28 protein-coding genes are annotated in these 26,969 nt (G+C 65.7%); 19 read left to right on the forward strand and 9 right to left on the reverse strand.

Features of this window, described 5'->3' with window-relative positions:
• Nucleotides 1-47: 47 nt before the first annotated feature.
• A complete protein-coding gene (locus ABIE08_RS01570; RefSeq protein ID WP_354548214.1) occupies nt 48-2,228 on the forward strand; it encodes a putative bifunctional diguanylate cyclase/phosphodiesterase in 2,181 nt (726 codons plus the stop codon).
• Nucleotides 2,229-2,269: 41 nt separating this feature from the next.
• Here the strand turns inward: ABIE08_RS01570 and ABIE08_RS01575 are convergent, their stop codons facing one another.
• Nucleotides 2,270-2,914: an SGNH/GDSL hydrolase family protein gene (locus tag ABIE08_RS01575; protein ID WP_354548216.1), complete on the reverse strand. Its 645-nt coding sequence runs from the start codon at nt 2,912-2,914 to the stop codon at nt 2,270-2,272.
• Nucleotides 2,915-3,074: 160 nt separating this feature from the next.
• On the opposite strand from ABIE08_RS01575, the gene ABIE08_RS01580 reads away from it, so the two are divergent.
• From ABIE08_RS01580 to ABIE08_RS01600, 5 genes are all read left to right on the forward strand, one after another.
• On the forward strand, nt 3,075-3,659 hold the full coding sequence (locus tag ABIE08_RS01580; protein ID WP_354548217.1) for a nitroreductase family protein: 585 nt from the start codon (nt 3,075-3,077) through the stop codon (nt 3,657-3,659).
• Between the two features lie 374 nt (nt 3,660-4,033).
• Nucleotides 4,034-5,326, forward strand: coding sequence for an ABC transporter substrate-binding protein (locus ABIE08_RS01585; protein WP_354548218.1), 1,293 nt, complete (start codon nt 4,034-4,036; stop codon nt 5,324-5,326).
• A gap of 125 nt (nt 5,327-5,451) precedes the next feature.
• Nucleotides 5,452-6,387, forward strand: a complete 936-nt coding sequence (locus ABIE08_RS01590) for a carbohydrate ABC transporter permease (RefSeq protein ID WP_354548219.1) — start codon at nt 5,452-5,454, stop codon at nt 6,385-6,387.
• Nucleotides 6,384-7,238 carry a carbohydrate ABC transporter permease gene (locus ABIE08_RS01595; RefSeq protein ID WP_354548221.1) on the forward strand — a complete coding sequence of 285 codons (855 nt, stop codon included), beginning with the start codon at nt 6,384-6,386 and terminating at the stop codon, nt 7,236-7,238. Before ABIE08_RS01590 ends, ABIE08_RS01595 begins: the two co-directional genes overlap by 4 nt.
• A gap of 65 nt (nt 7,239-7,303) precedes the next feature.
• On the forward strand, nt 7,304-9,319 hold the full coding sequence (locus ABIE08_RS01600) for an aldo/keto reductase (RefSeq protein WP_354548222.1): 2,016 nt from the start codon (nt 7,304-7,306) through the stop codon (nt 9,317-9,319).
• A gap of 128 nt (nt 9,320-9,447) precedes the next feature.
• Here the strand turns inward: ABIE08_RS01600 and ABIE08_RS01605 are convergent, their stop codons facing one another.
• Both ABIE08_RS01605 and ABIE08_RS01610 read right to left on the reverse strand, forming a co-directional pair.
• Nucleotides 9,448-9,633, reverse strand: a complete 186-nt coding sequence (locus tag ABIE08_RS01605) for a hypothetical protein (protein WP_354548224.1) — start codon at nt 9,631-9,633, stop codon at nt 9,448-9,450.
• 26 nt (nt 9,634-9,659) lie between these two features.
• Nucleotides 9,660-9,845 (reverse strand): hypothetical protein, encoded by a 186-nt coding sequence (locus ABIE08_RS01610; RefSeq protein ID WP_354548225.1) that lies wholly within the window; start codon nt 9,843-9,845, stop codon nt 9,660-9,662.
• A gap of 89 nt (nt 9,846-9,934) precedes the next feature.
• Here ABIE08_RS01610 and ABIE08_RS01615 point away from each other — a divergent pair, with 89 nt between their 5' ends.
• On the forward strand, nt 9,935-10,816 hold the full coding sequence (locus ABIE08_RS01615; RefSeq protein ID WP_354548226.1) for a LysR substrate-binding domain-containing protein: 882 nt from the start codon (nt 9,935-9,937) through the stop codon (nt 10,814-10,816).
• A 6-nt stretch (nt 10,817-10,822) separates the two neighbouring features.
• On the opposite strand, the gene ABIE08_RS01620 is transcribed toward ABIE08_RS01615, so the two are convergent.
• Nucleotides 10,823-11,254, reverse strand: a complete 432-nt coding sequence (locus ABIE08_RS01620) for a VOC family protein (protein ID WP_354548227.1) — start codon at nt 11,252-11,254, stop codon at nt 10,823-10,825.
• Between the two features lie 70 nt (nt 11,255-11,324).
• On the opposite strand from ABIE08_RS01620, the gene ABIE08_RS01625 reads away from it, so the two are divergent.
• Nucleotides 11,325-11,918 carry a TetR/AcrR family transcriptional regulator gene (locus ABIE08_RS01625; RefSeq protein WP_354548229.1) on the forward strand — a complete coding sequence of 198 codons (594 nt, stop codon included), beginning with the start codon at nt 11,325-11,327 and terminating at the stop codon, nt 11,916-11,918.
• Between the two features lie 69 nt (nt 11,919-11,987).
• Nucleotides 11,988-12,578 carry an NUDIX domain-containing protein gene (locus ABIE08_RS01630; RefSeq protein ID WP_354548230.1) on the forward strand — a complete coding sequence of 197 codons (591 nt, stop codon included), beginning with the start codon at nt 11,988-11,990 and terminating at the stop codon, nt 12,576-12,578.
• Nucleotides 12,579-12,580: 2 nt separating this feature from the next.
• Here ABIE08_RS01630 and ABIE08_RS01635 read toward each other — a convergent pair whose 3' ends face one another.
• The gene (locus ABIE08_RS01635) at nt 12,581-13,048 is read right to left on the reverse strand and encodes a winged helix-turn-helix transcriptional regulator (protein WP_354548231.1); all 468 of its coding nucleotides are present in this window, start codon (nt 13,046-13,048) and stop codon (nt 12,581-12,583) included.
• Between the two features lie 162 nt (nt 13,049-13,210).
• Here ABIE08_RS01635 and ABIE08_RS01640 point away from each other — a divergent pair, with 162 nt between their 5' ends.
• Nucleotides 13,211-13,855 carry an NAD(P)-dependent oxidoreductase gene (locus tag ABIE08_RS01640; protein ID WP_354548232.1) on the forward strand — a complete coding sequence of 215 codons (645 nt, stop codon included), beginning with the start codon at nt 13,211-13,213 and terminating at the stop codon, nt 13,853-13,855.
• A 235-nt stretch (nt 13,856-14,090) separates the two neighbouring features.
• Here ABIE08_RS01640 and ABIE08_RS01645 read toward each other — a convergent pair whose 3' ends face one another.
• Nucleotides 14,091-15,257, reverse strand: coding sequence for an Mrp/NBP35 family ATP-binding protein (locus ABIE08_RS01645; RefSeq protein WP_354548233.1), 1,167 nt, complete (start codon nt 15,255-15,257; stop codon nt 14,091-14,093).
• Nucleotides 15,258-15,697: 440 nt separating this feature from the next.
• Here ABIE08_RS01645 and ABIE08_RS01650 point away from each other — a divergent pair, with 440 nt between their 5' ends.
• Both ABIE08_RS01650 and recO read left to right on the forward strand, forming a co-directional pair.
• Nucleotides 15,698-16,981: a porin gene (locus tag ABIE08_RS01650; protein ID WP_354548235.1), complete on the forward strand. Its 1,284-nt coding sequence runs from the start codon at nt 15,698-15,700 to the stop codon at nt 16,979-16,981.
• Nucleotides 16,982-17,220: 239 nt separating this feature from the next.
• A complete protein-coding gene (gene recO / locus ABIE08_RS01655; protein ID WP_354548237.1) occupies nt 17,221-17,970 on the forward strand; it encodes a DNA repair protein RecO in 750 nt (249 codons plus the stop codon).
• A 51-nt stretch (nt 17,971-18,021) separates the two neighbouring features.
• On the opposite strand, the gene ABIE08_RS01660 is transcribed toward recO, so the two are convergent.
• Complete coding sequence (locus ABIE08_RS01660) at nt 18,022-18,465, reverse strand: hypothetical protein (protein WP_354548238.1); 444 nt, start codon at nt 18,463-18,465, stop codon at nt 18,022-18,024.
• Nucleotides 18,466-18,550: 85 nt separating this feature from the next.
• On the opposite strand from ABIE08_RS01660, the gene ABIE08_RS01665 reads away from it, so the two are divergent.
• The 3 genes from ABIE08_RS01665 (at nt 18,551) to ABIE08_RS01675 (ending at nt 20,934) form a co-directional block, all read left to right on the forward strand.
• Nucleotides 18,551-19,243 (forward strand): DUF1045 domain-containing protein, encoded by a 693-nt coding sequence (locus tag ABIE08_RS01665; protein WP_354548239.1) that lies wholly within the window; start codon nt 18,551-18,553, stop codon nt 19,241-19,243.
• The gene (locus tag ABIE08_RS01670; RefSeq protein ID WP_354548241.1) at nt 19,240-20,379 is read left to right on the forward strand and encodes an alpha-D-ribose 1-methylphosphonate 5-triphosphate diphosphatase; all 1,140 of its coding nucleotides are present in this window, start codon (nt 19,240-19,242) and stop codon (nt 20,377-20,379) included. The genes ABIE08_RS01665 and ABIE08_RS01670 overlap by 4 nt, the downstream gene beginning before the upstream one ends.
• Before the next feature lie 102 nt (nt 20,380-20,481).
• Nucleotides 20,482-20,934, forward strand: coding sequence for an SgcJ/EcaC family oxidoreductase (locus ABIE08_RS01675; RefSeq protein ID WP_354548242.1), 453 nt, complete (start codon nt 20,482-20,484; stop codon nt 20,932-20,934).
• A gap of 98 nt (nt 20,935-21,032) precedes the next feature.
• Here the strand turns inward: ABIE08_RS01675 and ABIE08_RS01680 are convergent, their stop codons facing one another.
• Nucleotides 21,033-21,500, reverse strand: coding sequence for a L,D-transpeptidase (locus ABIE08_RS01680; RefSeq protein WP_354548244.1), 468 nt, complete (start codon nt 21,498-21,500; stop codon nt 21,033-21,035).
• Nucleotides 21,501-21,638: 138 nt separating this feature from the next.
• Entirely contained in the window at nt 21,639-22,082 is a 444-nt protein-coding gene (locus ABIE08_RS01685) for a L,D-transpeptidase (protein ID WP_436409490.1), read from the reverse strand.
• Nucleotides 22,083-22,365: 283 nt separating this feature from the next.
• On the opposite strand from ABIE08_RS01685, the gene panB reads away from it, so the two are divergent.
• The 4 genes from panB to ABIE08_RS01705 all read left to right on the forward strand — a co-directional run bounded on the left by panB (nt 22,366) and on the right by ABIE08_RS01705 (nt 26,883).
• On the forward strand, nt 22,366-23,220 hold the full coding sequence (gene panB, locus ABIE08_RS01690; protein ID WP_354548246.1) for a 3-methyl-2-oxobutanoate hydroxymethyltransferase: 855 nt from the start codon (nt 22,366-22,368) through the stop codon (nt 23,218-23,220).
• A gap of 244 nt (nt 23,221-23,464) precedes the next feature.
• A complete protein-coding gene (locus tag ABIE08_RS01695; RefSeq protein WP_354548248.1) occupies nt 23,465-24,142 on the forward strand; it encodes a tetratricopeptide repeat protein in 678 nt (225 codons plus the stop codon).
• Between the two features lie 138 nt (nt 24,143-24,280).
• Nucleotides 24,281-25,696, forward strand: a complete 1,416-nt coding sequence (gene der, locus ABIE08_RS01700) for a ribosome biogenesis GTPase Der (protein ID WP_354548250.1) — start codon at nt 24,281-24,283, stop codon at nt 25,694-25,696.
• Nucleotides 25,697-25,875: 179 nt separating this feature from the next.
• Nucleotides 25,876-26,883 (forward strand): hydroxyacid dehydrogenase, encoded by a 1,008-nt coding sequence (locus ABIE08_RS01705; RefSeq protein ID WP_354548252.1) that lies wholly within the window; start codon nt 25,876-25,878, stop codon nt 26,881-26,883.
• Nucleotides 26,884-26,969 lie beyond the last annotated feature (86 nt).

The raw sequence follows: 26,969 nt of genomic DNA on the forward strand, positions 1-26,969 counted from the left end.
TGCGGCGAATTGAATGACGTTGCGGAACATGGTCTTGTCACGGTGTCATGAGTTTTCTCCAGCGATCCACCTTTCGGTTTGGTCTGCGCGTTGCCCTGCCAGTGTTGCTCGTGCTGGCCGGCTCGATCATGTTCATGATCTTCGCCCTGAACGAAATGGCGGGCGAGGTCGACCGGATCGACGATATCGCGACGGAGCGCTCGGCCGCGGCGTCGCTGCGCGCTTTCGAGAAGCGCATGCGTCAGATCCATGGCGACTACTCGGTCTGGGACGACGCCGCGATCAAGCTCTACGGCGAGATCGACAAGGACTTCGCCAACAATAATTTCCGCGATGCGACCCGCACCGGGGTCTTCTTCGACGCGGCCTACCTGCTCGACGAAAGGGGACAGACCGTCTTCTCCTTTCGACGGGGCGGCATCGCACCGCGCAGCGCGCTGGAGGAATTCGGCTCTCCGCTCCAGACCCTGATCGCGGGGCTGGCAGGTCAGTATGCCGCCTTCGATTCCAAGGTCGGCCTGATGAAAGACCGATCGGGCGCCATCGCCGTCGTGGCGGTCGGGTCGGTCTTTCCCTTGTCCGACGCGGTGCCGCCGCCGGTCGGTCGGCCGCGCATGCTGGTTCTCTCGCATACGCTCGACGATCCCTCCATCCGCCAGATGGGAGAGGATTTCGTCATCGATGGCCTGTCGCTGAGCTTCGACCCGAAGCATGTGACGGAGGGCGTGCGGCTGCTCGATCCCTCCGGCAAGCCGTTGGGATCGCTGAACTGGACGCAACGCAGCCGCGGCAACGAGGCCTTCTCGCGCGTCGCGCCGATGGCCTATCTGACCCTCGGCATCATCGGGTTGACGATCCTGTTCCTGCTCGGCATCGGCTACGCCAATCTCGTCGCCGTGCGCCGGCGCGAGCGCCAGGCCGTCTACGACGCCAACCATGACAGCCTGACCGGCCTGCCCAATCGCGTGGCGCTGACCCGGGCGCTGGAAGTGGCCGTGAGCCGCCGACCGGTGCAGCCGGTCGCGGTGCTGTTTCTCGATCTCGACGGGTTCAAGGAGGTCAACGACTCCTATGGCCACGAGATGGGCGATCGCCTGCTGCGCCGGGTGGCGCGCGGCTTCGAGGCGATCTGCATGCGGCGGGGGTTGCTGGCGCGGGTGGGCGGCGACGAGTTCTCGCTCGTCCTCGACAATCGTGAATCGGTCGCGTCGGCGGACGAGATCGGCAACCGGCTGGTCCGCTACCTGAACGGGCCGATCCTGATCGACGACCGGGTGATCGCGATCGGCACCAGCGTCGGCATCGCCGTCGTCGATGGCGAATCCATCACGGCCGACGAATTGCTGCGCCGCGCCGATGTCGCGATGTACCAGGCCAAGGAACTGGGCCGCAGCCGCGTCGCGTTCTACGACTGGTCGATCGACGCCGAGAAGACCGACCGCAAGCGGCTGGCCGACGAATTGCGCGATGCCCTCGCCACCGACGCGCTGCATGTCGTCTACCAGCCGATCTATGAGGCGCAGAGCATGCGGCCCGCCCTGGTCGAGGCGCTGCTGCGCTGGGATCACCCGCGACAGGGGGCCGTTTCACCGGACCTGTTCATCAATGTCGCCGAGGAAAACGGCCTGATGGACGCAGTCGGCGACTGGGTGCTGCGCCATGCCTGCCGCGACGCGCTGCAATGGCCGGAAATCCGGCTGGCGATCAATGTGTCGCCGGTGCAGTTCCGCAATCCCGGCTTCGATCGCAATCTCGCTGCTATCCTGCAGGAAACCGGGTTCCCGGCCGAGCGCCTCGAGGTCGAGATGACCGAGACGCATCTCGTCACCTTCCCCGACCGCGCGCAGCACATCGTCGCCTCGCTGCGGATATTGGGCGTCAGCGTGGCGCTGGACGATTTCGGGACGGGCTATTCCTCGATCGGCTATCTGCGCCGGTTCTCGTTCGACAAGCTGAAGATCGACCGGTCGCTGGTGCATGGCGTCTCGGTCGACCTCGAGACGCGGCGCCTGTGCGAGGCGACCATCGGGCTTGGCCGCGCCCTCAATCTCGAGGTCACCGCGGAAGGCATCGAATCCGAGGCCGATGCCGAGATCATGCGGCAGGCGGGCTGTTCCTATCTGCAGGGCTTCGCCTTTGCCCGGCCGATGTCGGCGGCGGCGATCAGCGAGCTGCTGAACGAAAGCGCCCGCGAGGCCGATGGTAGCCACGCGTTGCGGATGGCTTAAGGCGATCCGGCCGCGCGGCGGCCGGATCGTGGGCGTTTGGTTCAGGCGAGCGTCTTGACGACGGCGGCGATGGCCTTGCCCAGCGCGGCCTGGTCGGCCGGATCCAGATGGATGCCGTCAAAGGCGCTGGAGTGGATATGCTGGCCGGCATCCAGGAAGGCCACGCCATGCTCCTTGGCGATCGCCGCATAGAGCGTGGCGAACTTCAGCGACTTGGCGTAGCCGCCTTCCAGCATCGGCGTGTATTCCGGCTTCTGGCCGGTGTGGTCGAGCATCGGCGGCGGCGCGACCACCAGGATCTTCGGCACGCCGGCGTCATTGCCGGCTTCCGCCTGCTTGATGACCTTGATCAGTTCGCCGACGCCCTTGGCGATATCCTCGGCCGGCACGTGGAAGCGCGCCTTGAGGTCGTTGGTCCCCAGCATGATGACGACGACGTCGAGCGGCCGGTGGCTCCGGAGGCAAGGCAGGAGATAGGTCTTGCCGTTCATGTATTCGCCCTCGACCGGGTCGGAATGAACGGTCGAGCGGCCGGGCAGGCCTTCCTCGATCACATGCCAGTCCGGGCCGAGTTCCGCCTGGGCCACGCCGGTCCAGCGCTCGTCGCGCGCATAGCGTTCGTCGGGGCGGGGGACGGTGGCGGCGCCCCAGGTGTTGGAATCGCCATAGGCGAGAACGTTCTTCATCGATGCTGCTCCTCCCAGGGCGAATCTGCTTCGCCTTCACGGGCGTTGATCAAACATCATGGCCGCGAATTCTCAAGCCGGGGGGATTACGCGCGGGCGGCGGGGCTCTACGATCGCCGCGGGCGCTTCGGGACGACGCGCCGCCATGGAGAGCCTGAGAATGCGGAAGCCTGCCGATACCGCCGTGCCGATCCTGCCCGTGATTGCCGAGCGCTGGAGTCCGCGCGCCTTCGATCCCGAGAAGACGCTGACGGACGCCGATCTGAAGCCGCTGTTCGAGGCCGCCCGCTGGGCGCCGTCCTCCAGCAACACGCAGCCCTGGCGCTTCGTCTACGCCTTTCGCGGCGAGCCGTTCTTCGATGCGCTGGTCGATTGCGCGGCAGAGGGCAACCAGCCCTGGGTCCGCCGCGTCTCGGTGCTCGCCTACGCGGTTGCGAAGCTGCACTCCGACAGCGGCCGTTCTCTCTGGCACAACCGGCACGATACTGGCATTGCGCTCGGCTATCTGCTGCTGCAGGCGACCGCCAACGGCCTCGCCGTGCATCCGTTCGGCGGCTTCGACAGCGACAAGGTGATCGCCGCCGCTCATGTGCCGGAAGGCTTCGAGCCCTGCACGGGAATCGGCATCGGTTTTCCCGGCGATCCGGACATGCTGCCCGAGCGCGACCGGCTGCGCGAAGTGGGCGGACGGGAGCGGCTGGCGGTCTCGGACTTCGCCTTCCACGGTCAATGGCCGGCCGCGTAGAGATCTTTATCCGGCGCAGGTATCGCCGCCGCCCGTCGCGCCAATTAGCTAATTCAACCGCGCCTGGGAGCGCCAAGGCCCGGCGGGAGGGCGCGGTTTTCAAGTATAGAGATGAGGGGTCTTGCTTATATTATTATATTGTCAAACGGCGCGAACTTGCCGCGATATTTCAGTCCTGCTTTAAGCCGAATTTTGTAACGATTACAAGGCTGGGATTTGCTTGCGGCGCTGCATTGACAAAGGTGCGACGCCGGATCCCTAATGCCCGCGGACTATGGGTAGAGGCTTCGATCGTTCGAGGTCGGCAGCATGCGGTTGGAGGGCCGCGCCGATCCGAGGGCGTTCGTTGAACAGGGTCCTTGGGAGGAACAAGCATGAAGAAACGTTCTGACGTGCCCTTTGGCACGGCTAGTCGCCGCACTGTGCTCAAGACGCTGGCGGCGGGCGCCGGCGTCGCGGCGCTCGGAGGCGGATGGTCCACGGCCGCTTTGGCCGACGACCGCACCCTCACGATCAACACCAACATCAGCGGCGAGGGCCAGCGCAAGCTGATGGCCCAGTTCATTGAGGAATTCACGAAGGAAACCGGCATCAAGGTCCAGCAGAATGCGATGGACCATGAGGGCTACAAGACGGCGATCCGCAACTTCCTCGTCGCCAATCCGCCGGATGTCTGCCTGTGGTTCTCGGGCGATCGCATGCGCGCCTTCGTCAATCGCGGCCTGTTCGACGATATCTCGGATCTCTGGGTCAAGGAGGGCTGGGCCGACAAGGTCGGCGCTCTGACGACCACGGTCACCGTCGACGGCAAGCAGTATGGCGTGCCGACCGGCGCCAGCTTCTGGGGCATCTGGGCGCGCAAGGACTATCTCGACAAGTATGCCGGCGGCAAGGCGCCGGCCACCTGGGACGAGCTGGTCGCCTTCGGCGACAAGATGGTCGCGGACGGCATTTCGCCTTTCGCCATCGGCACCAAGGACCTCTGGCCCTCGGCGGCGTGGTTCGACTATCTGAACCTGCGCATCAACGGCTACGACTTCCACATGAAGCTGATGGCCGGCGAGGCCTCCTACGAGGATCCGAAGCTCGATGCCGTCTTCGACAAGTGGCAGGAACTGATCGACAAGAAGTTCTTCATTCCCAACCACACCTCCTATGACTGGCAGGGCGCGGTGCCGTTCCTGCTGCAGGGCAAGGCGGGCATGTATCTGATGGGCCAGTTCCTGACCCGCAACATCCCGGCCGCCGACCTCGACAAATACACCTACCTGCAGTTCCCGACGATCGACCCGGCCGTTCCCACCGCCGAGGAGTTTCCAGTCGATTCCATGCACATCCCCTCCGGCGCGAAGAACAAGGACCTGGCCCGCCAGTTCATCGAGTTCTTCTACCAGCCGGAGCGGCTGGCGCTCTGGGTCGAGCCGGAAGGCAACATCCCGACCCGCTCGGACGTGCCGGTGCTGAAGAAGGACTGGCTGCTCGAAAAGGGGCAGGAGATCCTCAAGTCGGCCAAGTCGGCCTCGCAATATTACGACCGCGACACCGACCCCGACATGGCGCAGATCGGCATGAATGGATTCCAGCAGTTCATGGCGGACCCGAAGAGCCGCAAGGCGGTCCAGGCCCGGCTCGAGCAGGCGCGCAAGCGCATCTACAAGCCGAGCTGAGACGAGCCGAAGCAGCCGGCGCGGGTCGACCGCGCCGGTTGCCGACAGGCCGGGTTCGCGGCGGTTCGGGTTTTCCCGGCCGCGCGCATCCCGGCCACCGATCGGACAGACCGGGTGGAATACGAATGACAGACGTCCTGCAGGCTTCCGCGGTTGGCGCCGCGACGAGGCGGCCGAGTTCGCCCTGGCGGCGGCATCGCGAATGGATCACGCCGGTGCTGCTGCTGGCCCCGGGCCTGATCCTGTTCACGCTGATTATCGTCATCCCCACGCTGCAGAGCTTTCGCCTCAGCCTCTATGAATGGGATGGCATCGGGCCGAAAAGCTGGGTGGGCCTCGGCAATTACACCGAGCTTTTCTCGGATCCGCAGTTTCTCACCAGCCTGAAGAACAACGTCATCTGGCTGGTGCTTTTCCTGCTCGCGCCGGTCGGCGGGCTGGTGCTGGCGCTGTTGGTCAACCAGAAGATCAGGGGCATCCGGCTGGCCAAGTCGCTGTTCTTCATGCCGCTGGTGCTGGCGCCCGTCACCGTCGGCGTCGTCTATTCCTGGTTCTACGATCCGACCTTCGGCATGCTGGCGCTGATCTTCAACGCCTTCGGCGCCACCGCGCCGGCGATCCTGTCCGACCCGGACCTGGTGACGTTCGGCATCGTCGCCGCCGCGCTCTGGCCGCAGGTCGCCTTCTGCATGGTGCTGTTCCTGGCCGGGCTCAACAATCTCGACGAGGACGTGCTGGGAGCCGGCCGCGTTGATGGCGCCAAGGGCTTCCCGATGTTCTGGCACATCGTGCTGCCGCAGCTGCGCGCTGCGAGCTTCATCGCTCTCACCGTAACCGTGATCGGCGCGCTCCGGAGCTTCGACCTGATCGCGATCATGACGCAGGGCGGTCCCTACGGATCCTCCTCGGTGCTCGCCTACCAGATGTACGAGCAGGCGATCTTCTCCTACCGGATGGGCTATGCGGCGGCGATCGCCACGGTGCTGTTCGGGGTCATGGCGGTGTTCATCGTCTTCTATCTGAGCCGCGTCATGCGCGCCGAGGCGAGGCGCGAACGATGAGCTATCCGCTTCCCGTCCAGCAGGCCCGCCCGGCCATCCGCGCGCTCTATCCGGTCGCCATCGTCGTGGTGCTCGCCCTTTGGCTGCTGCCGCTGGTCGCCATCACCATCACCTCGATCCGCTCGCAAGAGGATCTGATGGTCGGCAATTACTGGGGCTGGCCCAAGAGCTTCAATCTGTTCGAGAACTACCAGGCCGTCTTCACACAGACGGCGATGGCGCGCTTCTTCTTCAATTCGCTGGTGATCACGCTGCCGACGGTCTTCTTCGTCATGATCCTCTCAACCATGATGGGCTTCGTGCTGGCGCGGTACCGTTTCCGTGGCAATATGCTGTTGTTCGCGCTGCTGATCGGCGGCAACTTCATCCCGCACCAGATCCTGATGATCCCGGTTCGCGATTTCATGCTGACGATCGGCCTCTACGACACGCCCTATGCGCTGATCCTGTTCCACACTGTCTTCCAGACCGGGTTCGCGACGCTGTTCATGCGCAATTTCATTGCCGATCTGCCGGGTGAACTGTTCGAGGCCGCGAAGGTCGAGGGCACCTCGCCCTGGCAGGTGCTCTGGCACATCGTCACGCCGCTGGTGCGTCCGGCGCTGGCGGCGCTCGGCGTGCTGGTCTTCACCTTTGTCTGGAACGACTATTTCTGGGCGCTGGTCCTGACCCAGGCCGACACGGTTCGGCCGGTGACGGCGGGTCTCGCCACTTTGCGCGGCCAGTATGTCACTGCCTGGAACATCATCTCCGCCGCGACGGTGCTCGTCGCGATCCCGCCGGTGCTGATGTTCTTCCTGATGCAACGTCATTTCGTCGCCGGCCTGACCATGGGTGCGGTCAAGGGCTAGGCGGCGCCTTCTTCCCTCCAACATCCGGCTCCCGCGCCGGATGCCTTGCAACGAAAGAGACTGATATGACGACTTCGGCCCAGAAACCCGTCCGCTGGGGCATTATCGGACCTGGCAGCATCGCCAAGGCGTTTCGCGATGGCCTGTCGCATTCGCAGACCGGCCAGCTGGTCGCGATCGGCAGCCGCAATCCCGCCAAGTCGGGCCTTGCCGACGATTTTCCCGGCGCCCGCATCCATGATGGCTACCAGGCGCTGCTCGACGATGCCGAGGTCGATGCCGTCTATATCGCGACGCCGCATCCCGGCCACGCCGAATGGGCGATCAAAGCCGCCGAAGCCGGCAAGCATGTGCTGGTCGAAAAGCCGCTCGGCCTGACCGCCTATGAGGCGGAGGCGATCTTCCACGCGCACAAGAAGGCCGGCACCTTTGCCGCCGAAGCCTTCATGTACCGCCTGCATCCGCAGACGAAGCGGCTCTATGATCTCGTCGCCGGCGGCACGATTGGCGAAGTCCGCGCCATCAAGTCGAGCTTCGGCTTCGCCATGCCGAAATTCGATCCCGACCATCGCCTCTATTCCAACGATCTCGCCGGCGGCGGCATTCTCGATGTCGGCTGCTATCCGGTGTCGATGACCCGTCTGATCGCGGGCGCTGCCTCGGGCAAGCCCTTCGTCGATCCGGTCCAGGTCCAGGGCTCGGCGCATCTTGGAAAGTCTGGCGTCGACGAATGGGCGGCGGCGATCCTGACCTTCCCGAATGACATCATCGCCGAGGTTTCCTGCAGCGTGTCGGTGGCGCAGGACAATGTGCTGCGCATCCTCGGCACCAAGGGCCGCATCGAGGTTTCCGATTTCTGGTTCGCCAGCGGCAAGGAGGGCGGCACCGGCACCATCCGCGTCATCCGTCCTGATGGCACCGTCGAAGTTGTCGAGGTCGTCGAGCCGGGCTGGCTCTATTCGTTCGAGGTCGACGCGGCCGGCGAGGCGATCCGCGCCGGCAAGCAGCAGCTGGATTCGCCCGGCATGAGCTGGGCCGATACGCTCGGCAATCTGCGCACGCTCGACAAGTGGCGCGCCTCGGTCGGCCTCGTGTTCGACATCGAGAAGGCGTCGCGCAAGACCACCACGATCAAGGGCGCCAAGCTCTCGCGCGGACCGAAGTCGATCCCCAAGCGCCAGCTCGCCGGCGTCAGCCAGCCGACCTCGGTCGCGGCGCTTGGTTTCGAATTCTTCCCGGATTTCGCCAGCGCCTCGGTGCTGCTCGACGCCTTCCACGAGGCCGGCGGCAATCTGTTCGACACCGCCTACATCTATGGCGGCGGCAAGACCGAGAAGATCCTGGGCGACTGGCTGACCAGCCGGGGCGTGCGCAATGAATCGGTCGTTATCGGCAAGGGCGCGCATTCGCCGCTCGTCTATCCCGATGTGATCAGCAAGCAGCTGACGGAATCGCTCGACCGGCTGCAGACAGACCATGTCGACATCTACTTCATGCATCGCGACAATCCGGACGTGCCGGTCTCGGAATTCGTCGACGCGATGGATGCGGAGGTGAAGGCTGGCCGCATTCGCGGCCCGTTCGGCGGCTCCAACTGGACGCGCGAGCGCATGGACGCGGCGATCGCGTATGCTGAAAAGACCGGCAAGCAGAAGCCGGGCGCGCTTTCCAACAATTTCTCGCTCGCCGAAATGCTCGACCCGATCTGGGCGGGCTGCGTCGCGGCTTCGGATGACGAATGGAAGGCCTGGCTCAACCAGCGCCAGATCCCGAACTTCGCCTGGTCGAGCCAGGGCCGCGGCTTCTTCACGGACCGCGCCGGTCGCGACAAGCGCGACGACGAGGAAATCGTCCGGGTCTGGTATTCGGAGAAGAACTTCGAGCGCCGCGACCGCGCGATCGAGCTTGCCAAGAAGCTCGGCCGCGAGCCGATCCACATAGCGCTCGCCTATGTGCTGGCGCAGCCCTTCCCGGTAGTTCCGCTGATCGGTCCGCGCACGCTGGCAGAACTGGAAGACAGCCTGTCCGCGCTGGACATCCAGCTGACGCCGGAGCAGGTGACCTGGCTCGATCGCGGCTAGCACAGGCTGGTGGCGACCGGCTCTTCGCCTCTCCCTCAGGGAGAGGTTAAGAACGGTGCCCGCCGTCCGAAACGCGCGCCCTCATCTCCCGCAGGAGGTGAGGGCCGTTCGCCGGTCAGGCAGCGCGGCTATTCCATTTCGGAGTCGCGATCCTCTCCCGAACGCGACATGGTCATCTGCGGCAGCTTCTTCTCGGACGGCCGCGCATGCAGCACGGCGGCCGCCAGGCACGGGTTCAGAGCCTTGTAGTGGCTCTGCAGGTTTTCCTCGCGCGGGCCGGTCTGGGTCGCGAGGGTCGCTTGCTGTCTGGGCATCATGTACTCCTCTCCCAGCCGCTGCATTACGCACAGCGACTGTCTGGTTGCGGTTGAAACGCCTGCGGGGCATCGACCGCCTCCGGGCCGATCGGAAGATCGGCCAACTCGCGGACAGTCAAATCCCAAACTGCGTTCGCATTGTGGGCGACAGGCTCCGGCGCGACCGCCCAATCGATCAGTGCGCGAAAGAGTCCATGGATCGTCATCATCGATCTCCTCGGCTGACGCTGAGGCAAGATGGTCCTAAATGCTTCGCGGCACTATCGACATGATCTCGGTCACACTTTAGAAAAACTATATGACCGAGGCTTTCAAAGTCCCCCTCAACGCGCTGCGGGCTATAGAAATCGTCGCCCGTTCGGGAACGTTGTCTACCGCCGCGGCGGAACTGGGCGTCACGCCGGGCGCTGTCAGCCAGCATATTAAGCGCGCCGAGGCGCGACTCGGCGTTCATCTTTTCGAGCGCACGCCGCGAGGTCTGGTCGCCACGCCGGCGTTGGAAGCCGCCCTGCCGCCGTTGCAGGCGGGATTCCGTTCGCTCGCCGAGGCGCTCGCCATCATCGATGGCGACCAGCGCGGCATGCTGACGATCACCACGGCGCCGACCTTCGCCGCGCGCTGGCTGGTGCAGCGGCTGGGCCATTTCACCCGCGCCCATCCCGAGATCGAGATCCGCTTCGTGGCGACGACCGATGTCATCGATCTCGCCCGCAGCGACGTCGATTGCGCGATACGGCTCGGGCGGGGCGCCTGGCCGGGCGTGGTGGCCGAACCGCTGACGGCGCAGCCCTTCTTCCCGGTCTGCGCGCCGCAATGGCGCGACAGGCTGCGCCGGCCCGCCGACCTGGCCGACGTCCCCGTGATCGCCGACGAGGGCACGCTGGTCGACTGGGACGCCTGGTTCCTGGCCACCGGCTCGCCCCCGGTCAAGCTGACCGGGCCGTCCTATACCGATCCGGTGCTGGCGCTGGAGGCGACCTTGGCGGGGCAAGGGGTGATGCTGGCCTGGCAGATGGTGGTCGCCGACGCGCTCGCCGCGGGCCGTCTGGTCCGGCCCTTCCCGCAGGAGGCGAAGACCGATCTTGCCTATTGGTTCGTGACGACAGAGGCGAAGGCGCGCAGCCGCAAGGTCCGCCTGTTCCGCACCTGGCTGGCAGGCGAACTGGCCAACTCGCCGTAGGCCCGGTCAGTTCGATCCCGGCAGCGCGTCCTTGGCATATTGCGCGGCGAATTCGGCGCTTGGCGCAATCGGCGTGATGACGTCGATCAGCACGCCGTTCGGATCGCGGGTGATGAAATGCCTTTGGCCGAACGGCTCGTCGCGTAGCGCCAGCAGCATCGGCAATCCCGCCGCCACCAATCGGGCATGGACGGCATCGACATCCTCGACCTCGAAATTGAGCAGTAGGCCGGCCGCCGTGCCGCGTCCGACTTCCGGGATGGTCGCATGAGTCCCGTCCAGGACGGCGAGATTGACCGCGGGATCCGTCACGGACTGGAGATGGACGTACCAGTCGCTCTCGAACGCAGCCACGAAACCGAAATGGGCCTGGTAGAACGCGGCCGTCGCCGCGACATCCCCGGTCATCAACACGGGATAGAAGCTCGTGATCCGCATGGCCTTGCGCTCCCAGGTGGTTGGCATACAGTCTGCATGTATTTTCTCCAATAACATACAGGCTGTATGTATGCAACCCGCGGCTCGCACCAATCAGGACCGCACAGAGAAGACCCGGGCCGCGCTCCTGGCCGCGGCCCGGGCGTTGTTCGTCGCCAAGGGCTATGCCGAGACATCGACGCCCGAGATCGTGGCTGCGGCGGGGATCACGCGCGGCGCGCTCTATCATCACTTCCAGGACAAGCGCGATCTGTTCCGCGCCGTCGTGTCGGAAGAAGCGCGCCAGGTCGCTCGCGCGATCGGGGAGAGGGCGCCGGATTCGCTACCGCCGCTGGAGGCGCTGGTCGCCGGCGGCGCGGCCTATCTTCAGGCCATGCGCGAGCCGGGGCGGACGCGACTGCTGCTGATCGAGGCGCCTTCCGTGCTCGGCCTGGTGGAGGTTCGGGCGCTGGACGAAGCCCATGCGGCGCGGACGCTTGCCGAGGGACTGGCCGCCGCGTTGCCGGCGCATGCGGGGCGCGATGCCGGACTGCCGCTCGCGGCGCTGACCGATCTGCTCTCGGCCGCGTTCGACCGCGCTGCCCTGGCGATCGACGCCGGGGCCGACCCGGCCGAATACCATGCGGCGATTTCAGCTTTGATAAGGCGTCTCGTGCTGAACTAGGCTCGACGCGGAAGCAGGCCGGAGACGCCCAGACTGGGCTGCGGCCAGGACGGACGGCAAGGAAATCGCATGACGGATTGGAATGACCGCGTTCGCGAGCGCGAGCGCATCCTGCTCTCGGACAGTTGGGGCAGGCTCTACAAGAACATCTTCGACTATCGCCGCTCGGACGGAAGCTGGCAGACGCAGACGCGCGAGACCTATGATCGCGGCGATGGCGCAGCCGTGCTGCCCTATGATCCCGATCGCGGCACGCTGCTGCTGATCCGCCAGTTCCGCTATCCGGCCTGGGTGCGCGGCCATCACGAGCCGCTGGTCGAGGTCTGCGCCGGCCTGCTCGATGCCGACGATCCTTTCACCTGCATCCGCAAGGAGGCCGAGGAAGAGCTGGGCGTCACGCTCGAGGCGCCGGTGCGCGTGATGATTCCGTTCATGTCGCCCGGCAGCGTCGTCGAGCAGCTTCACCTCTTCGTCGCTCGCTATTCGCCGCGCGACCGCACCGGCGATGGCGGCGGCCACAAGAATGAGGGCGAGGATATCGAGGTGTTGGAGCTTCCCTTCGCCGAAGCGCTGGCGATGATCGACGACGGTCGCATCTGCGATGCCAAGACGATCCTGCTGATCCAGCATGTCGCGCTGAAGGGCCTGCTCAGGCCCTGATTTCAGCGCTCGCCTTCCGCCTCGCGCCTGGCGTCATAAACCGCGCGCGAGGCGCGGACATGGTCATGATGCGAGGCCGCCCAGGCCGTGAGGGCGCGCATCGGCTCGGCCAGCGAATGGCCCATCTCGGTCAGCGCATATTCGACCTGCGGCGGCGTGGTCGGGAACACCTGGCGGCTCACCAGCCCATCCCGCTCCAGGCTGCGCAGCGTCACCGTCAGCATGCGCTGCGAAATCCCGTCGACCGCGCGCTTCAGCGCATTGAAGCGATGCGGCCCCGTGGTGAGCTGCAGCACGACGAGATAACTCCAGGCATCGCCCAGCCGGTCCAGCACGTCGCGCACCGGACACTGCTCTGCCGGCAACACCACGGTGCCGGCGAACGGTCCGTTCAGCAGCGGCGCGCCAATGGCCATCGGTGCGGGCGCGTCGGACGCTTCCGAATCGAGCCTTTCGGCCGTTCCTTCCATGATGCCGTCTCCTGTGGCCCGCAAGGTGGTTCCCCCGCTGTGCTCTGGTGCGCTGGAGATGCGTTCTTTACGCATTCAAGTCAAGCGCCTAGTTATCGATCGTAACCGCATGGAATGCGAGAGAGGGCGCGGATGTCGCGCCGGTCGAACAGGATGGACATGATGAAGATTGCAGTCATTGGCGCGACGGGTTTTGTCGGGGCGACGGTCGTCGCGGAGGCCTTGTCGCGTGGCCACGCGGTCGGCGCCATTGCCCGTCATCCCGAGAAGCTGGCCGACGCGCCGGGCCTGACCAAGATCGCCGGCGACGTGCTCGATGCCGATCGCGTCGCGGCGCTGGTGAAAGGCTATGACTATGTCGTCAGCGCCTATAATCCCGGCTGGACCAACCCGGACATCTACAATGAATACAAGCGCGGCGCGGCGGCGATCGTCGCCGGCGTGAAGAAGGCCGGCCTGCCGCTGCTGGTCGTCGGCGGCGCCGGCAGCCTCGAAGTCGCGCCCGGCGTGCAGGCGGTCGACCTGCCGGAGTTCCCCGAGGCCTGGAAGCCGGGTGCGCTCGCCGCCCGCGACGGGCTGACCGAGATCCGCAAGGAGACCGGCCTCGACTGGACCTTCCTGTCGCCGGCCGCGATCCTTGAGCACGACACCCCGCGCACCGGCCACTATCGCCTCGGCCTCGACAATCCCGTCATCGACCCGGCCACGGGCACCGCGCATATCTCGGTCGGCGACCTGGCGGTGGCGATCCTCGACGAAGCCGAGAGCCGCAAGCACACCCACAAGCGTTTCACCGTCGGCGTCTGATCAGCCGGAAAAGAAAACGCCGCCCGGATCGATCCGGGCGGCGTTTCTTTTTCACCTCTCCCTGAGGGAGAGGTCGGAGCGCAGCTCCGGGTGAGGGTTTAGGGAACCATCCGGAGGGGCCGTAAACCCTCACCCGCCGGCCTTTGGCCGTCGACCTCTCCCTCAGGGAGAGGTGAAGCAAGGCGATGGATTTACAACTCAGACGTAGCAGGTGCGCGCCGCTATCCGGATACCTCTACTCGATCACGATGCTCGGGGCCTGCCTCGCGCCGGCGCCGCCGGATACCGCCGCCCAGATCTTGGCGGCAATCTCCTTGTAGACGCGGGCATGCGGGCTGTCGGGCTGGCTCGCCGTGATCGGCTTGCCGCTATCCGAAGTCTCGCGGATGACCATTTCCAGCGGCACTTCGCCCAGGAACGGCACGTCAAGCCGCTCCGCCTCGCGCTTCGCGCCGCCATGCCCGAAGATGTCGTAGCGGGCGCCGGTATCGGGCGCGATGAAATAGCTCATGTTCTCGACGATGCCGAGCAGCGGCACGTCCACCTTACGGAACATGGCGAGGCCTTTTCGCGCATCGATCAGCGCCAGGTCCTGCGGCGTCGAGACGATGACGGCACCGGCGAGCGGCACCTGCTGCGCCATGGTCAATTGCGCGTCGCCCGTGCCGGGCGGCATGTCGACCACGAGAATGTCGAGCGGCGCCCAGGCGACCTCGCGCAGCATCTGCGTGATCGCCGACATCACCATCGGCCCGCGCCAGATCATCGGCGTCTCTTCTTCTACCAGGAAGCCCATCGACATCGCCTTGATGCCGAACGCCTCCATCGGCTTCAGCGTGCGGCCGTCGATCGTCTCGGGCCGGCCGGAAAGGCCGAGCAGGCGCGGCACGGACGGTCCATAGATATCGGCGTCGAGCAGGCCGACCTTCAGCCCGTTGGCGGCAAGTCCGAGCGCGATGTTGACGGCGGTGGTCGACTTGCCGACGCCGCCCTTGCCGGAGGCGACGGCGATGATCGCGGTGACGCCCGGAATGCCGGGCTTGCCGGAGGCCGACGGCCGGGCGGCGGCCGGGCGCGGCGGATGCGCAGCGGGGGACGACGCCGTGGGCGCGGGGCGCGGCGGCGGGCTGCGGGTCTCGAGGCTGTTGCCCCGGCGCTCGGCCGTCAGGATCACAAGCGTGCTCTCGACACCCTCCATCGCCCGTACGGCGGCGGCCGCCTTTTCGCGCAGCGGCTCCAGCTCGTTGGCGCGCGCCGCGTCGACGGTGATCGAGAACATCACCTTGGCCCCGTTGATCAGGATATCGGAGACCAGACCAAGGCTGACGATGTCGCCCTTGCCATCCGGGCCTTCGACGGAGCGCAGCCGCTCGAGAATCGCATTTTGGTCGAGAGCGGTCATGGCGGGCGGTCTTCCCTGTGGTTGGAATGAGGGGAGGGACATTAGCGCTGCGCGGGGCGGGATCAAGCGCTAGCCTGCGGCGCGTGGGAAACTGGGATTTTTCAAGAAATGCCCGGTAGTTATAAGGTTAACGGCCGTTAATCGTTCTTAGCCGGAGGTTAACGGCTGACGCAGTACGGAAGGGGCTTGGTGTTGCATTTCTGTCATAGCGCGTGAACGCGCTTTCGCTATGATCAGTTTTACGGAATCACGAGATGAGATTCCGGTTGCATCTGTCGGCCACCCTGGGGTGGGGGCCAATAAAAAAGCGGATGCAGCTGAACGGGGATTAGGACTGACTTCGTACGAGCTGAAGAGAAGGGGTGATCCTGCGGGGTCTACTCTGAGGCGACGAGAAGAATGACATAGTCTCCTGGTTTTACCTTTTTGGAGGTCAGGATATGAACTTTAAGACCCTTCTCCTCGGCTCTGCAGCAGCCATGCTGATGGCTGGTGGCGCTCAGGCGGCGGATCTCACGGTCGCCGAGCCGGTTGACTACGTGAAGGTCTGCGACGCTTTCGGCGCCGGCTTCTTCTACTCGCCGGGCACGGACACGTGCATCAAGATCGGCGGCTACGTCAAGTTCGGTACGTCGTTCGGCGACCGTTCGGGCGACGAAGCTCTGGTTGGCACCTTCAACGGCGTTTACCCGAACAGCAACTGGGGCAACTTCTACACGGAAGTTTCGATCCAGGCGACGGCTTCGTCGGTCACCGAATACGGTAACCTGACCGGCTTCATCGACATGCGCGCCAAGACCGGCAACGTCCGCGGCGAAGGCGACGTCACCGACTACGTCAACGCTTCGACGAACTCCGCTTACGTCGACAGCGCCTACCTCGAGCTCGGACCGCTCAAGGCTGGTTACTTCACCTCGCTGTTCGACTTCGGCCGCGGCTACAACGACACCGGCATGTTCGGTTCGGACTCGACCGTCGACCACATCCAGCTGACCTATGCCGTCAACGGCTTCGGTCTGGCGATCTCGGTTGAAGACGCTCGCGACCGTAACGCTTTCGGTCAGCTGAACGGCTTTGACGACAACAACGATTACTACACCGGCGGCCAGGACAACATCCCGGATATCGTCGCTGCAGTGACCTACGCTTCGGGCATCTTCTCGGCCAAGCTGGCCGGCGCTTGGACGCACCAGGCTGTCAGCACCGACTTCAACCACGCTGGCACTCCGGCTGATCCGTACCAGATCAACGCCGAAGACGGCTGGGCAGTCGGCGGTGGTCTCGAGATCGCTCTCGATAACTTCTCGGCTGGCGATCGCTTCTTCGTGTCGGCTGCTTACGGCGACAACGCCAACTCGTACACCGGCCTCGCCGGCGGCACCTCGGTGGCTGGCTTCATCGGCCCGTTCGCCAGCGTGAACGCTGCTTCGGCAACCGGCACCAGCTGGTCGGCTCTGGCTTCGTACAAGCACGTTTGGACCCCTCAGGTCTGGTCGTCGCTCTCGGGCGGCTATGCCAGCTTCGACGGCTCGGATGACGTCGACGGTTACAACGTTGACGCTTGGCGCGTTGGCTTCACCACCGCCTACACCCCGGTCAAGGGTCTCGACCTGGTTGGCGACGTCTTCTACACGAGCGTCGACACCAACTATGACGACGTCCCGAACTCGGATGCGGATGGCGACGGCTGGACCTTCAACCTCTTCCTGAAGCGCTCCTGGTAATCTGACCTAGGTCAGTTATCGAAGGCCCGGCTGAGCAATCAGCCGGGCTTTTTGTTGTCTCGATTCCGGCGCTGCCGGATCGACGATCGCGTCGCGGGACCGTGGCTTTGGCGGCCGATACTCTCCAAAGCGTTTTCGAGCGAAGTGGGTACCGGTTCGCGTGGAGAAAACGCGACCCCACAGTGAGATAGAGCGTTGCGCCGTTTCAGAGAAACGGTGAAAGGCTCTAGAATGTGCGCATGGAGTGGACCGATCAGGGCCTGGTACTCGGCGTCCGGCAACAGGGCGAGGCGAGCGTCGTTCTCGAACTGATGACGGCTGCGCGCGGGCGGCATCTGGGACTCGTGCGCGGCGGCCGGTCGCGCCGGCTTTCACCCGTGCTCCAGCCCGGCAATACCGTGCAGGTGGTATGGCGCGCGCGGCTTGACGAGCATCTGGGCATCTTCACGGTCGAGCCGCTGGTGAGCCGGGCAGGGCGGCTGATGGCCGATCCCGGCACGATCTTCGCCCTGCAGACCTTGACCGGCCATCTCCGCCTGCTGGCCGAGCGCGAGCCGCATCCCGCGCTGCATGGCGCGGTCGAGGCGGCGCTCGATGCCTTCGCGGCAGCGGATCGTCCGGAATTACTGGATTTCGGGGCGTTCATCGCCCGTTTCGAGCTGGCCCTGCTCGAAGAGCTCGGCTACGGCCTGGACCTGTCGGTCTGCGCGGCGACCGGCGAGCGAGACGAGTTGCACTATGTGTCGCCGAAAACCGGCCGCGCCGTCAGCCGCGCCGGGGCGATCGGCTATGAAGGCCGGCTGTTTCGCCTCGCACCCTTCATGACCGGCGGCCCAAGCAATGGCGGTCCGCAGGAACTGCGCGACGCATTCCGCCTGACCGGCCATTTTCTGACGCGCTATATTTATGGTCCGCGCGGCTTGCGCGAGCCGGTCGCGCGAACGGAATTCCTCACCCAGATCGATCGCCTGGTGGTTCAGCACGGCTGACGCGGGCGGCGCTCGCGCCACCCACGTCTGCCAGATCGCGGGAAGGGGCGGTCAGCGCGCCCAGCAGAAGTCGCGGACCTTGGGGGAATACTGGAACGGGTTGATCGCGATGTTGTATCGGCAGCGGTTGGAAATCGCCAATTGCATCTCCGGCGACAGCGAGGCCTTGAAGGCGGCGAGCGAGGCGGTGTCGTTCGGCACGCTGGAGAGATCGAAGCCGAACACCTTCCAATCCGGAATGGGACCGGAGTCGATGCCGCTCGTGGAGAAGTCGTTGGCACTGGTGGCCGAGGCGGGCGATGCCGAAAGCAGCATCGGTGCGGCCAGGAGTGCCAGCGCGAGGCCGAGGGCGGATTTGGACAGGCTCATAGGGATCCTCATTCGATCGTTCGACTGCAGGCTGTTCTTATAGACGGATATCGTTGTGGAACCGTGAAATACAACGTTCCAAGTTTCAGCAACGCGGGCGGGCAGGCGCTTTTCTCCATCCGCCATTCGCCGGCTCAATGTCTCCGTTCCGCCATGCGCCTCGGGTTACACTGTTCGTCCGCGATTCGGACGCCAACTGTCGAGACTCTCCTTGCGATACGCCATCTACGCCACGCCGCCCGCCGACCATCCCCTCGCGATCACCGCCGCCCGCTGGCTCGGGCGCGACGCGTTCACGGGCGAGGATCATCCCCTGCCGCCGATCCAGGGCTTTTCCGGCGGCGCGATCGAGGCCTATCTGGCGGATCCGGCGCGATATGGCTTCCACGCGACGCTGAAGGCGCCCTTCACCCTGGCGGAAGGGCAGAGCGAGGCGGATCTGGTCGCGACCCTCGACGCTTTCGCGGCGCAGTCGGCCCCGGTGCAGGTGCCGGAACTGGTGATTCGCCGGCTCGGGCGCTTCTTCGCCCTGGTGCCGAACGAGCGCGTGCCGGAGCTGGACGATCTCGCCGGTCGGATCGTAGCCGAGTTCGAACCCTTCCGCGCGCCGCTTTCGGAGGCCGATATCGCGCGCCGCCGCGTCGCCGGGCTGACGCTGGATGAGGAAACCAACCTGCTCCGCTGGGGCTATCCCTATGTCTTCGACGCCTTCCGCTTCCATATGTCCCTGACGGGGCGCGTGCCGAAGGACGATGCCGAGGCCATGGCGACCGAGTTGAAGCAGCGTTTCGCAGAGTTCGACGGCAAGCCGTTCGCGATCGACCGGCTCGGCCTGTTCATCGAGCCGGAGCGCGGCGCGCCGTTCCGCGTCCATCACGTCGCCATGCTGGCGGGGGCAGCGTGATGGCCGAACAGATCTTCTCGCATGCCCGGATCGTGCTCGAAGACGAGGTCGTCGAGGGCAGCCTGCTCGTCCGCGACGGACGGATCGCCGATTTCGATCATGGCGCCTCGCGGCACGGCGAGGATCTGGGTAACGATTTCCTGGTGCCGGGCTTTGTCGAGCTTCACACCGACCATCTCGAAAACCACTATGCGCCGCGTCCCGGCGTGCGCTGGAACCCGGTTGCCGCCGTGCAGGCGCATGACGCGCAGGTGGCGGGCGCCGGCATCACGACCGTGTTCGACGCGCTGCGCGTCGGCATGGACGAGGACGCGCGCACCTCGACCTCGGAAATGCAGATGCTCGCCGACGCGATCGAGACGGCGAAGCGCGAGGACAGGCTGCGCGCCGACCACAGGCTCCACCTGCGCTGCGAGGTCTCGGCGCCGGACGTGCTCGACGGGCTGGCCGGCTTCCTCGACGTGCTGCCGGTCAAGCTGGTTTCGCTGATGGATCACTCTCCCGGCCAGCGCCAGTTTGCCAGCCTTGACAGCTATCGTGCTTTCTACCAGGGCAAGATGGGCATGTCGGACGCCGCCTATGAGGCGTTCGCTGCCAAGCGGATCGCCCAGGCGGATCAGTTTTCCGCCCGGCATCGCCGCGAGATCGTCGATCTCTGCCACCCGCGCGGCATCGCGGTGGCGAGCCATGACGACGCGACGGCGGCCCATGTCGACGAGGCGGCGTCGGATGGCGTCTCGATCGCCGAATTCCCGACCACGATGGAGGCCGCCGCTGCGTCGCGCGCCGCGGATATCCGCGTGCTGATGGGCGCGCCCAATCTTGTTCGCGGCGGCTCGCATTCCGGCAATGTCTCGGCCGCCGTGCTGGCCGAGGCCGGTCAGCTCGACATCCTGTCGTCCGACTACGTGCCCTTCAGCCTGATGATCGCGGTGTTCGCGCTGCCGGAGCTGGTGCCGTCTATCCGACTGCCGGATGCGGTGCGGCTGGTCACGCGCGCGCCGGCCGAAGCGGTCGGTCTAACCGATCGCGGCGCGATCCGTCCGGGGCTGCGCGCCGATCTCGTCCGCGTGCGGGCCGGCGAGGGCGTGCCGGTCGTGCGCAGCGTCTGGCGCGAGGGCCAGCGCGTCTGCTGAAGGCGCTCTCGTTGCCTCGCGCAGACGTGCACGGCCCGCGATTTGGATGGGACTATGCTCCGTCGCCGGATCGAAAGGGTCCGTTGATTGGAGGAATTCCCCATGGCAACGCAGCAACAACAATCGCATCTGCACGCCGCGATGAACCCGATGAGCCGCAAGCTCGCCGACGAGATTCAGCCGCTGATGGACGAGATCGCGGCCTGCATGGATCGCGGCGACGCGGCGGCGGCCGCCAAGCTGTTCACCGAGGACGCCACCGTCATCAGCCCAATGGGCCTGCGCGGCACGGGCACGGCTGGAGTGCAGAAGGTCCTGACCGCCGACATGGCGGCGATCCTGAAGGGCGCACACAGCCATTTCACGGTCGAAGCGGTGCGCCAGCTGGGCGATGCCGTCTTCATCGACGCGATGCATGAGGTCACCGGCTCGAGCGCCGGCGGCGGCCGCGCGATGGAGCTGCATGTCGCACTGCTCGCGCAGAAGAAGAGCGGCGCCTGGCGACTGATGGAGGCGCGTCCCTACGCCTTCATGACTCCGCCGACGACCCACTGACCCCACTTCGCTTGAAAACGTGCCAAACGAAAACGCCGCCGAGGGGTGCGGCGGCGCTTTCGGTCAGGAAATCAGGAACGCGGGGGAGAACGGGGCGCTTATTTCTCGACGATGATGGCCGTGCGCATCATGCCGATCTCGTTCACGGCCTTGAAGAACACTTCCGCATTCGCCTTGTCGAGGCGGACACAGCCATGCGAGGCGGGGCGGCCGAGATTCTTGGTTTCGGTCGTCGCATGCACGGCGATGCCGTCGTTGAAGAACACCGAATAGGGCATCGGCGCGTTTTCATACTTCGTCGAATGGTGCATCTCGTCGAGATAGTCCGGGCGGAACTTGCCGGGCGGCGTTTCGAAGCCCTTGCGGCCGGTCGAAACCTTCCAGCTGTAAGTTTCTTTGACGCCATTGCCGCGATTGACGACGACGTCCATCTGCTGCTTGGCGAGATTGACCTTCGCGAACACGCCGGCAGGACCCGGGAACAGCGAATTGGCCGAGGCGAATTGCGGCGCTGCGGTCAGCGCGATCGTGGCGATGGCGAGGGGAGCAAGCAGGCGAGCGAGCATGGCGGCGGTTCCGGGCGGGGTCAATTCGAGGGGCGGGGCGGCTGGTGATTGCCGCCCGTTCATGATGCTGTTCTAGCGGGCCACAACCGTTCCGTCAGTGACCTTCGTCACGCGATGGCCGCCGGCCACACGATTTTCTCAACGTGTGATCACGACGCGCGCATTCTTCATGCCGCGCTCGGCGATGAGCTGATAGAGCGTGCGGGCATTTTCGGGCGCGAGCCGCACGCAGCCATGCGACGCGGGACGGCCGAGCGAGCGCACATGCGGCGTGCCATGGATGGCGTAGCCGCCACGGAAGAAGACCGAGTTCGGCATCGGCGCCATGTCGTATTTGCGCGAATACCACATGCGGTGCATGCGGGTCGGGCGATAGCTGCCGACCGGCGTGGTGTAGCCGCGTCGCGCCGTCGACACGTCCCAGCCATAGCGGGCGCGGCCATCGACATAGACGACCATCTGCTGCGAACTCAGATTGATGCGGGCGACCACGTCGGCCTGCGCGGTTGCCGGCGTCATGCCAAGTAGGGCTGCGAGCCCGATCGAAAGGGACAGGCCGAGTACTGCTAAGGAACGGCGCATCGAAGTCTTCTCCCCGGAAAGGTCGTGCTGCATTTCCTCATGGTAGCAAGCAAAGACTGAACAACCGGTAATCTGGATACCGAAATTCTTCCGTAAAGTCAGGAGCCGTTGCAATTGCAGCTGGCAGGTCTGCGCGCGCGGTAGTCGAATGCCGATGGGAAGCATGCTAGCAAGGCTCCGCCGGGTGCCAACGGAACGATCCGGGCACCGGGGGCGGTCGAAACGCGTTTGTCGAGCGCCTCAATTAGAAGAGATATGGCTTCCGCGCCAAAGGAGACCTCTCATGTCCGTCGAGCCGCAGACCCGCCGCCTGAACGCGATCGATATCCTGAGCCGAAAGGGTGGCACGCCGATCGTGTCGTTGACCTCCTATCACGCGCACACCGCGGCGATCATGGATCCGCATGTCGATTTCATCCTGGTCGGCGATTCGCTCGGCATGGTGATGCACGGCCTGGAGAGCACGATCCCGGTCACGCTCGACATGATGATCCTGCAGGGGCTCGCCGTGATGCGGGGCTCGAAGCGCGCGCTCGTCGTGGTCGACATGCCGTTCGGCTCCTATGAGGAGAGCCCGCAGGCGGCCTTCCGCTCGGCGGCGCGGATCATGAAAGAAACCGGCTGTGGCGCCGTGAAGATGGAGGGTGGCGTGCATATGGCGGAAACCGTGCGCTTCCTGACCCAGCGCGGCATCCCGGTCATGGGCCATATCGGCCTGACTCCGCAGTCCTTCAACACAATGGGCGGCTTCAAGGTCCAGGGCAAGACCGAGGCGAGCGTCGCGGCCGTGCTGGCGGACGCCAGGGCGATCGCCGATGCGGGCGCTTTCGCCCTGGTGGTCGAGGGGGTGATCGAGCCGGTGGCGCGCGAAATCACCCAGTCCGTGGCGATCCCCACCATCGGCATCGGCGCATCGCCGGATTGCGACGGGCAGATCCTCGTGCTGGAGGACATGCTGGGCCTGTCGCCGCGCGTGCCGAAATTCGTCAAGAAGTTCGGCAATCTGGGCGGGCTGATCGGCGAGGCGATCTCGTCCTACGCCGAGGAGGTGAAGGCGCGGACATTCCCGGCGCCGGAGAACGTCTACACGCTGAAGACGCCGGCCGCGACCGAAGCCGCAGCGAAGTCGAAGGGCTGATCGGGGGGGCGTCGCGCGACGCCGCTGCACGGACCTTTTGGCTAGTGAGGGGAGTGCATTCTCGCTGCCAGACAATCCGTCCGAAAACCGGCGAGGCGCGCGCCATCCTCCGGCTGGATCCGTCGGCGGCGTGACGCCGCCGCGGAAGCGCGGGTTTACGGGCGAAGAACCGTCATCATCGATTTGCCAGCGCAGGGTCGCTTCGTTATGGTGCGCGCCGCTGACCGGAGCCGGAAAGAAGAGCATGACTGACATTTTTCACGAAGTCGAAGACGATCTGCGCCGCGAACAGGCGAAGCGTCTCTGGGCCCGCTTCGGACCTTACGTTCTTCTGGCAGCGGTTCTGATCGTCGTCGCCGTTGGCGGCTGGCGCGGTTGGGAATACTGGCGCGAGCAGCAGGCTGCCGCCGAAGGCGACCGGTTCGTCGCGGCGCTGAACCTGGCCAACGACAACAAGCATGACGAAGCCATCAAGGCGCTCGACGAGATCGCGGCGAGCGGCAATGGCGGCTACCCGGTTCTGGCCAGCTTCCGCGCAGCGTCGGAACTGGCCGCGACCAAGAAGACCGACGATGCCGTGAAGGCGTTCGACGCGATCGCCGCCAAGTCCGACACCCCGGCGCTGCTCAAGGCGATGGCGCGCCTGCGCGCAGCCCTGCTCGTTGTCGATACGGCGGATCTGCCGGCCATGCAGGCCCGGGTCGCCGATCTCGCTGCCGTGGGCGGCCCCTGGCGTCACAGCGCGCGCGAACTGCTCGGCATGACGGCATGGCGCGTTGGCGATCTCCCGGCGGCGCGCGGCTATTTCCAGGCCATCGCCGATGATCCGGAGACGCCGCAATCGATGCAGAGCCGGACGCAGCTGATGCTCGACCTGATCCGTTCCAAGATCGGCCCTGCGCCGGCACCCGCCAAGAGCTGACGCCGACAGGCGCCGAACCCATCGTTTTTCGTCGTTCCGGGGCCACGCGGGGCGTATTAGCCGGAACCTCGACGTGGCAGTATTTCGGGAAGTCGCGGACGCCGCGGCTTCCCGACGCCATTTGAGGCCGTATCTATCATGACCTTCACCGTCGCCATCATCGGCCGTCCCAATGTCGGCAAGTCGACCCTCTTCAACCGCCTCGTCGGGCAGAAGATCGCGATCGTCGACGACACGCCGGGTGTGACGCGCGACCGACGTCCGGGCGAAGCCCGCATCGGCGATCTCTATTTCACGATCATCGATACGGCCGGCCTCGAAGACGCCGATCCCGAGACGCTCGAGGGCCGCATGCGCGCCCAGACCGAAATGGCGATCGAGGAAGCCGACGTCTCGATGTTCCTGATCGACGCCCGCGTCGGCGTGACGCCGGTCGACGAGCATTTCGCGGAACTGCTGCGCCGCGTCGGCAAGCCGGTCGTGCTGGTCGCCAACAAGGCCGAGGGCAAGGTCGGCGAGAGCGGCGTCCTGGAAGCCTATTCGCTCGGCCTCGGTGAGCCGGTGGCGATCTCGGCCGAGCATGGCGAGGGCATGGCCGACCTGTTTGCCGCCCTGCTGCCGTTCGAGCGCGAGGAAGACGAGCTTTCCGACGAGGAAGACGATTTCGACGCACCGCTGCCGATCGATCCCGAGACCGGCGAGGAAATGGAAGCCCCGCTCGACCTCAACCGGCCGATCAAGGTTGCCATTGTCGGCCGCCCGAACGCCGGCAAGTCGACGCTGATCAACACCATGCTGGGCGAGGACCGCCTGCTGGTCGGCCCCGAGGCGGGCATCACGCGCGATTCGATCTCGGTCGACTGGACCTGGAACGAACGCCGCATCAAGCTGTTCGACACGGCCGGCATGCGCAAGAAGTCCCGCGTCATCGAGCACAAGCTGGAGCGGCTTTCGGTCGGCGATTCGCTGCGCGCCATCCGCTTTGCCGAGGTCGTGGTGCTGATGCTCGACGTGACGATTCCCTTCGAGAAGCAGGACCTGCAGATCGCCGATCTGGTCGCGCGCGAGGGCCGCGCGCTCGTCATTGCCTTCAACAAGTGGGATCTGGTCGAGGATCGCCAGGCCAAGATGGCCGAGCTTCGCGAGATGGCCGAGCGCCTGCTGCCGCAGGTGCGCGGCGTGCCGCTCGTGCCGCTTTCCGGCCTGACCGGGGCGGGCATCGACAAGCTGATGAGCGAACTGCTCAAGGTCTACGCGACCTGGAACCGCCGCATCCCAACCGCGGCGCTGAACCGCTGGCTGGCGAGCGTGCTGGAGCACCATCCGCCGCCGGCCGTCTCGGGCCGCCGCGTCAAGCTGCGCTACATGACCCAGCCCAAGGCGCGTCCGCCGACCTTCGTCGCCTTCTGCTCGCGCCCCGAAGCGCTGCCGGACGCCTATACGCGCTATCTGCTGAACGGTATCCGCGAGACCTTCAAGCTCGCCGCCGTGCCGCTGCGCCTGCAACTGCGCAAGGGCGAAAACCCGTTCGAGAACAAGGCGAAGAAGCGGTAGGGTTTTTCAACCTGGAGCCCGTTCGTCACCTCTCCCTGAGGGAGAGGTCGGAGCGTAGCTCCGGGTGAGGGTTTACGGCCTCTCCGGATGGTTCCCTAAACCCTCACCCGCCGCACTTCGTGCGTCGACCTCTCCCTCAGGGAGAGGTGAAGATCAGCCCCACTCGAGGAGCCCGCGCCATGCCATCGCCCATCCGTGTCCTGATGACGGGCGATGATTTGCTGGAGCCGGCGTCGCGCATCCTCGACCCGATCGGCGCTGTCATCGAGACGATGAGCGGGCCGATCGATCCGGCGCGCATGATTGCGACGCTCTCGGCCAAACCCTTCGATGCCATTCTGGTGCGGGCCAACCCGCCGCTCGGCGCCGCCGTACTCGACGCCGCCGGGCCCTCGCTCCGGCTGATTTCCAAGATGGGAGCGGGCGTCGACAGCGTCGATCTCGCCGCCGCCACCGAGCGCTCCATCACCGTGATGACGGCGGGCGACGCCAATGCCGATGCCACCGCCGAGATGGCGATCGCGCTGATCCTGGCGATCCGGCGCGACGTCGTGCGGCTCGATGCGCGGCTGAAGGCCGGCCTTTGGGATCGCGGCCGCTACACCGCCATCGAACTGCGCGGCCAGACGCTCGGCATTGTCGGGCTCGGCCGCATCGGCCGGCGCGTCGGCGAGATGGCGCGGGCGCTCGGCATGCGCGTCATCGCGTCCGGCAGGCCGGGCGCCGCGGCCTCGGCCTTTGCCGGGATCTCGACCGTGCCGCTGGATCAGCTCCTCGCCGAGAGCGACATCGTCAGCCTGCATTGCCCGATGGATGCGTCCAATCGCGGCTTCTTCAACCGGGCGGCGATCGCGCGAATGAAACCGGGCGCGTTGCTGGTCAATACGGCGCGCGGCGGATTGCTGGATGAGGCGGATGTCGCCGAGGCGCTGGCCTCCGGCCGCCTGGGCGGGGCGGCGCTGGACACGCTGGCGGCCGAGCCGCCAAAGCCCGACAACCCGCTGCTGACAGCGCCCAACACGATCATCACCCCCCATATCGCGGCCGAGACGGCGGCGACCATGGAGCGCATCGCGGTGATGGGCGCGGAGAATGTGGTGAACTGGTTCGTCCGGCACGAGGTGATCGTCGACCGCGTCGTCAACCGCGCCGTGCTGCCGAAGCTGAAGGGTGTTTCGCTGCTCTGAGGCCGTCGCCGCGCCTGCGCTGGCCTCTCCGTCGCCCCGGCGAAGGCCGGGGCCCATAAGCGCCGTCCCGCGAGTTCTGTCTCGGG

Origin of the sequence: Kaistia defluvii, from assembly GCF_040548815.1 — a bacterium.
Classification (GTDB): Bacteria; Pseudomonadota; Alphaproteobacteria; order Rhizobiales; family Kaistiaceae; genus Kaistia; species Kaistia defluvii_A.

Excerpts from the sequence above, each read along its gene's own strand:
- ABIE08_RS01570 (WP_354548214.1), top strand. The coding sequence starts at position 48 with ATGAGTTTTCTCCAGCGATCCACCTTTCGGTTTGGTCTGCGCGTTGCC.
- ABIE08_RS01575 (WP_354548216.1), bottom strand. The coding sequence starts at position 2,914 with ATGAAGAACGTTCTCGCCTATGGCGATTCCAACACCTGGGGCGCCGCC.
- ABIE08_RS01580 (WP_354548217.1), top strand. The coding sequence starts at position 3,075 with ATGCGGAAGCCTGCCGATACCGCCGTGCCGATCCTGCCCGTGATTGCC.
- ABIE08_RS01585 (WP_354548218.1), top strand. The coding sequence starts at position 4,034 with ATGAAGAAACGTTCTGACGTGCCCTTTGGCACGGCTAGTCGCCGCACT.
- ABIE08_RS01590 (WP_354548219.1), top strand. The coding sequence starts at position 5,452 with ATGACAGACGTCCTGCAGGCTTCCGCGGTTGGCGCCGCGACGAGGCGG.
- ABIE08_RS01595 (WP_354548221.1), top strand. The coding sequence starts at position 6,384 with ATGAGCTATCCGCTTCCCGTCCAGCAGGCCCGCCCGGCCATCCGCGCG.
- ABIE08_RS01600 (WP_354548222.1), top strand. The coding sequence starts at position 7,304 with ATGACGACTTCGGCCCAGAAACCCGTCCGCTGGGGCATTATCGGACCT.
- ABIE08_RS01605 (WP_354548224.1), bottom strand. The coding sequence starts at position 9,633 with ATGCCCAGACAGCAAGCGACCCTCGCGACCCAGACCGGCCCGCGCGAG.
- ABIE08_RS01610 (WP_354548225.1), bottom strand. The coding sequence starts at position 9,845 with ATGATGACGATCCATGGACTCTTTCGCGCACTGATCGATTGGGCGGTC.
- ABIE08_RS01615 (WP_354548226.1), top strand. The coding sequence starts at position 9,935 with ATGACCGAGGCTTTCAAAGTCCCCCTCAACGCGCTGCGGGCTATAGAA.
- ABIE08_RS01620 (WP_354548227.1), bottom strand. The coding sequence starts at position 11,254 with ATGCGGATCACGAGCTTCTATCCCGTGTTGATGACCGGGGATGTCGCG.
- ABIE08_RS01625 (WP_354548229.1), top strand. The coding sequence starts at position 11,325 with ATGCAACCCGCGGCTCGCACCAATCAGGACCGCACAGAGAAGACCCGG.
- ABIE08_RS01630 (WP_354548230.1), top strand. The coding sequence starts at position 11,988 with ATGACGGATTGGAATGACCGCGTTCGCGAGCGCGAGCGCATCCTGCTC.
- ABIE08_RS01635 (WP_354548231.1), bottom strand. The coding sequence starts at position 13,048 with ATGGAAGGAACGGCCGAAAGGCTCGATTCGGAAGCGTCCGACGCGCCC.
- ABIE08_RS01640 (WP_354548232.1), top strand. The coding sequence starts at position 13,211 with ATGAAGATTGCAGTCATTGGCGCGACGGGTTTTGTCGGGGCGACGGTC.
- ABIE08_RS01645 (WP_354548233.1), bottom strand. The coding sequence starts at position 15,257 with ATGACCGCTCTCGACCAAAATGCGATTCTCGAGCGGCTGCGCTCCGTC.
- ABIE08_RS01650 (WP_354548235.1), top strand. The coding sequence starts at position 15,698 with ATGAACTTTAAGACCCTTCTCCTCGGCTCTGCAGCAGCCATGCTGATG.
- recO (WP_354548237.1), top strand. The coding sequence starts at position 17,221 with ATGGAGTGGACCGATCAGGGCCTGGTACTCGGCGTCCGGCAACAGGGC.
- ABIE08_RS01660 (WP_354548238.1), bottom strand. The coding sequence starts at position 18,465 with ATGGCGGATGGAGAAAAGCGCCTGCCCGCCCGCGTTGCTGAAACTTGG.
- ABIE08_RS01675 (WP_354548242.1), top strand. The coding sequence starts at position 20,482 with ATGGCAACGCAGCAACAACAATCGCATCTGCACGCCGCGATGAACCCG.
- ABIE08_RS01680 (WP_354548244.1), bottom strand. The coding sequence starts at position 21,500 with ATGCTCGCTCGCCTGCTTGCTCCCCTCGCCATCGCCACGATCGCGCTG.
- ABIE08_RS01685 (WP_436409490.1), bottom strand. The coding sequence starts at position 22,082 with ATGCGCCGTTCCTTAGCAGTACTCGGCCTGTCCCTTTCGATCGGGCTC.
- panB (WP_354548246.1), top strand. The coding sequence starts at position 22,366 with ATGTCCGTCGAGCCGCAGACCCGCCGCCTGAACGCGATCGATATCCTG.
- ABIE08_RS01695 (WP_354548248.1), top strand. The coding sequence starts at position 23,465 with ATGACTGACATTTTTCACGAAGTCGAAGACGATCTGCGCCGCGAACAG.
- der (WP_354548250.1), top strand. The coding sequence starts at position 24,281 with ATGACCTTCACCGTCGCCATCATCGGCCGTCCCAATGTCGGCAAGTCG.
- ABIE08_RS01705 (WP_354548252.1), top strand. The coding sequence starts at position 25,876 with ATGCCATCGCCCATCCGTGTCCTGATGACGGGCGATGATTTGCTGGAG.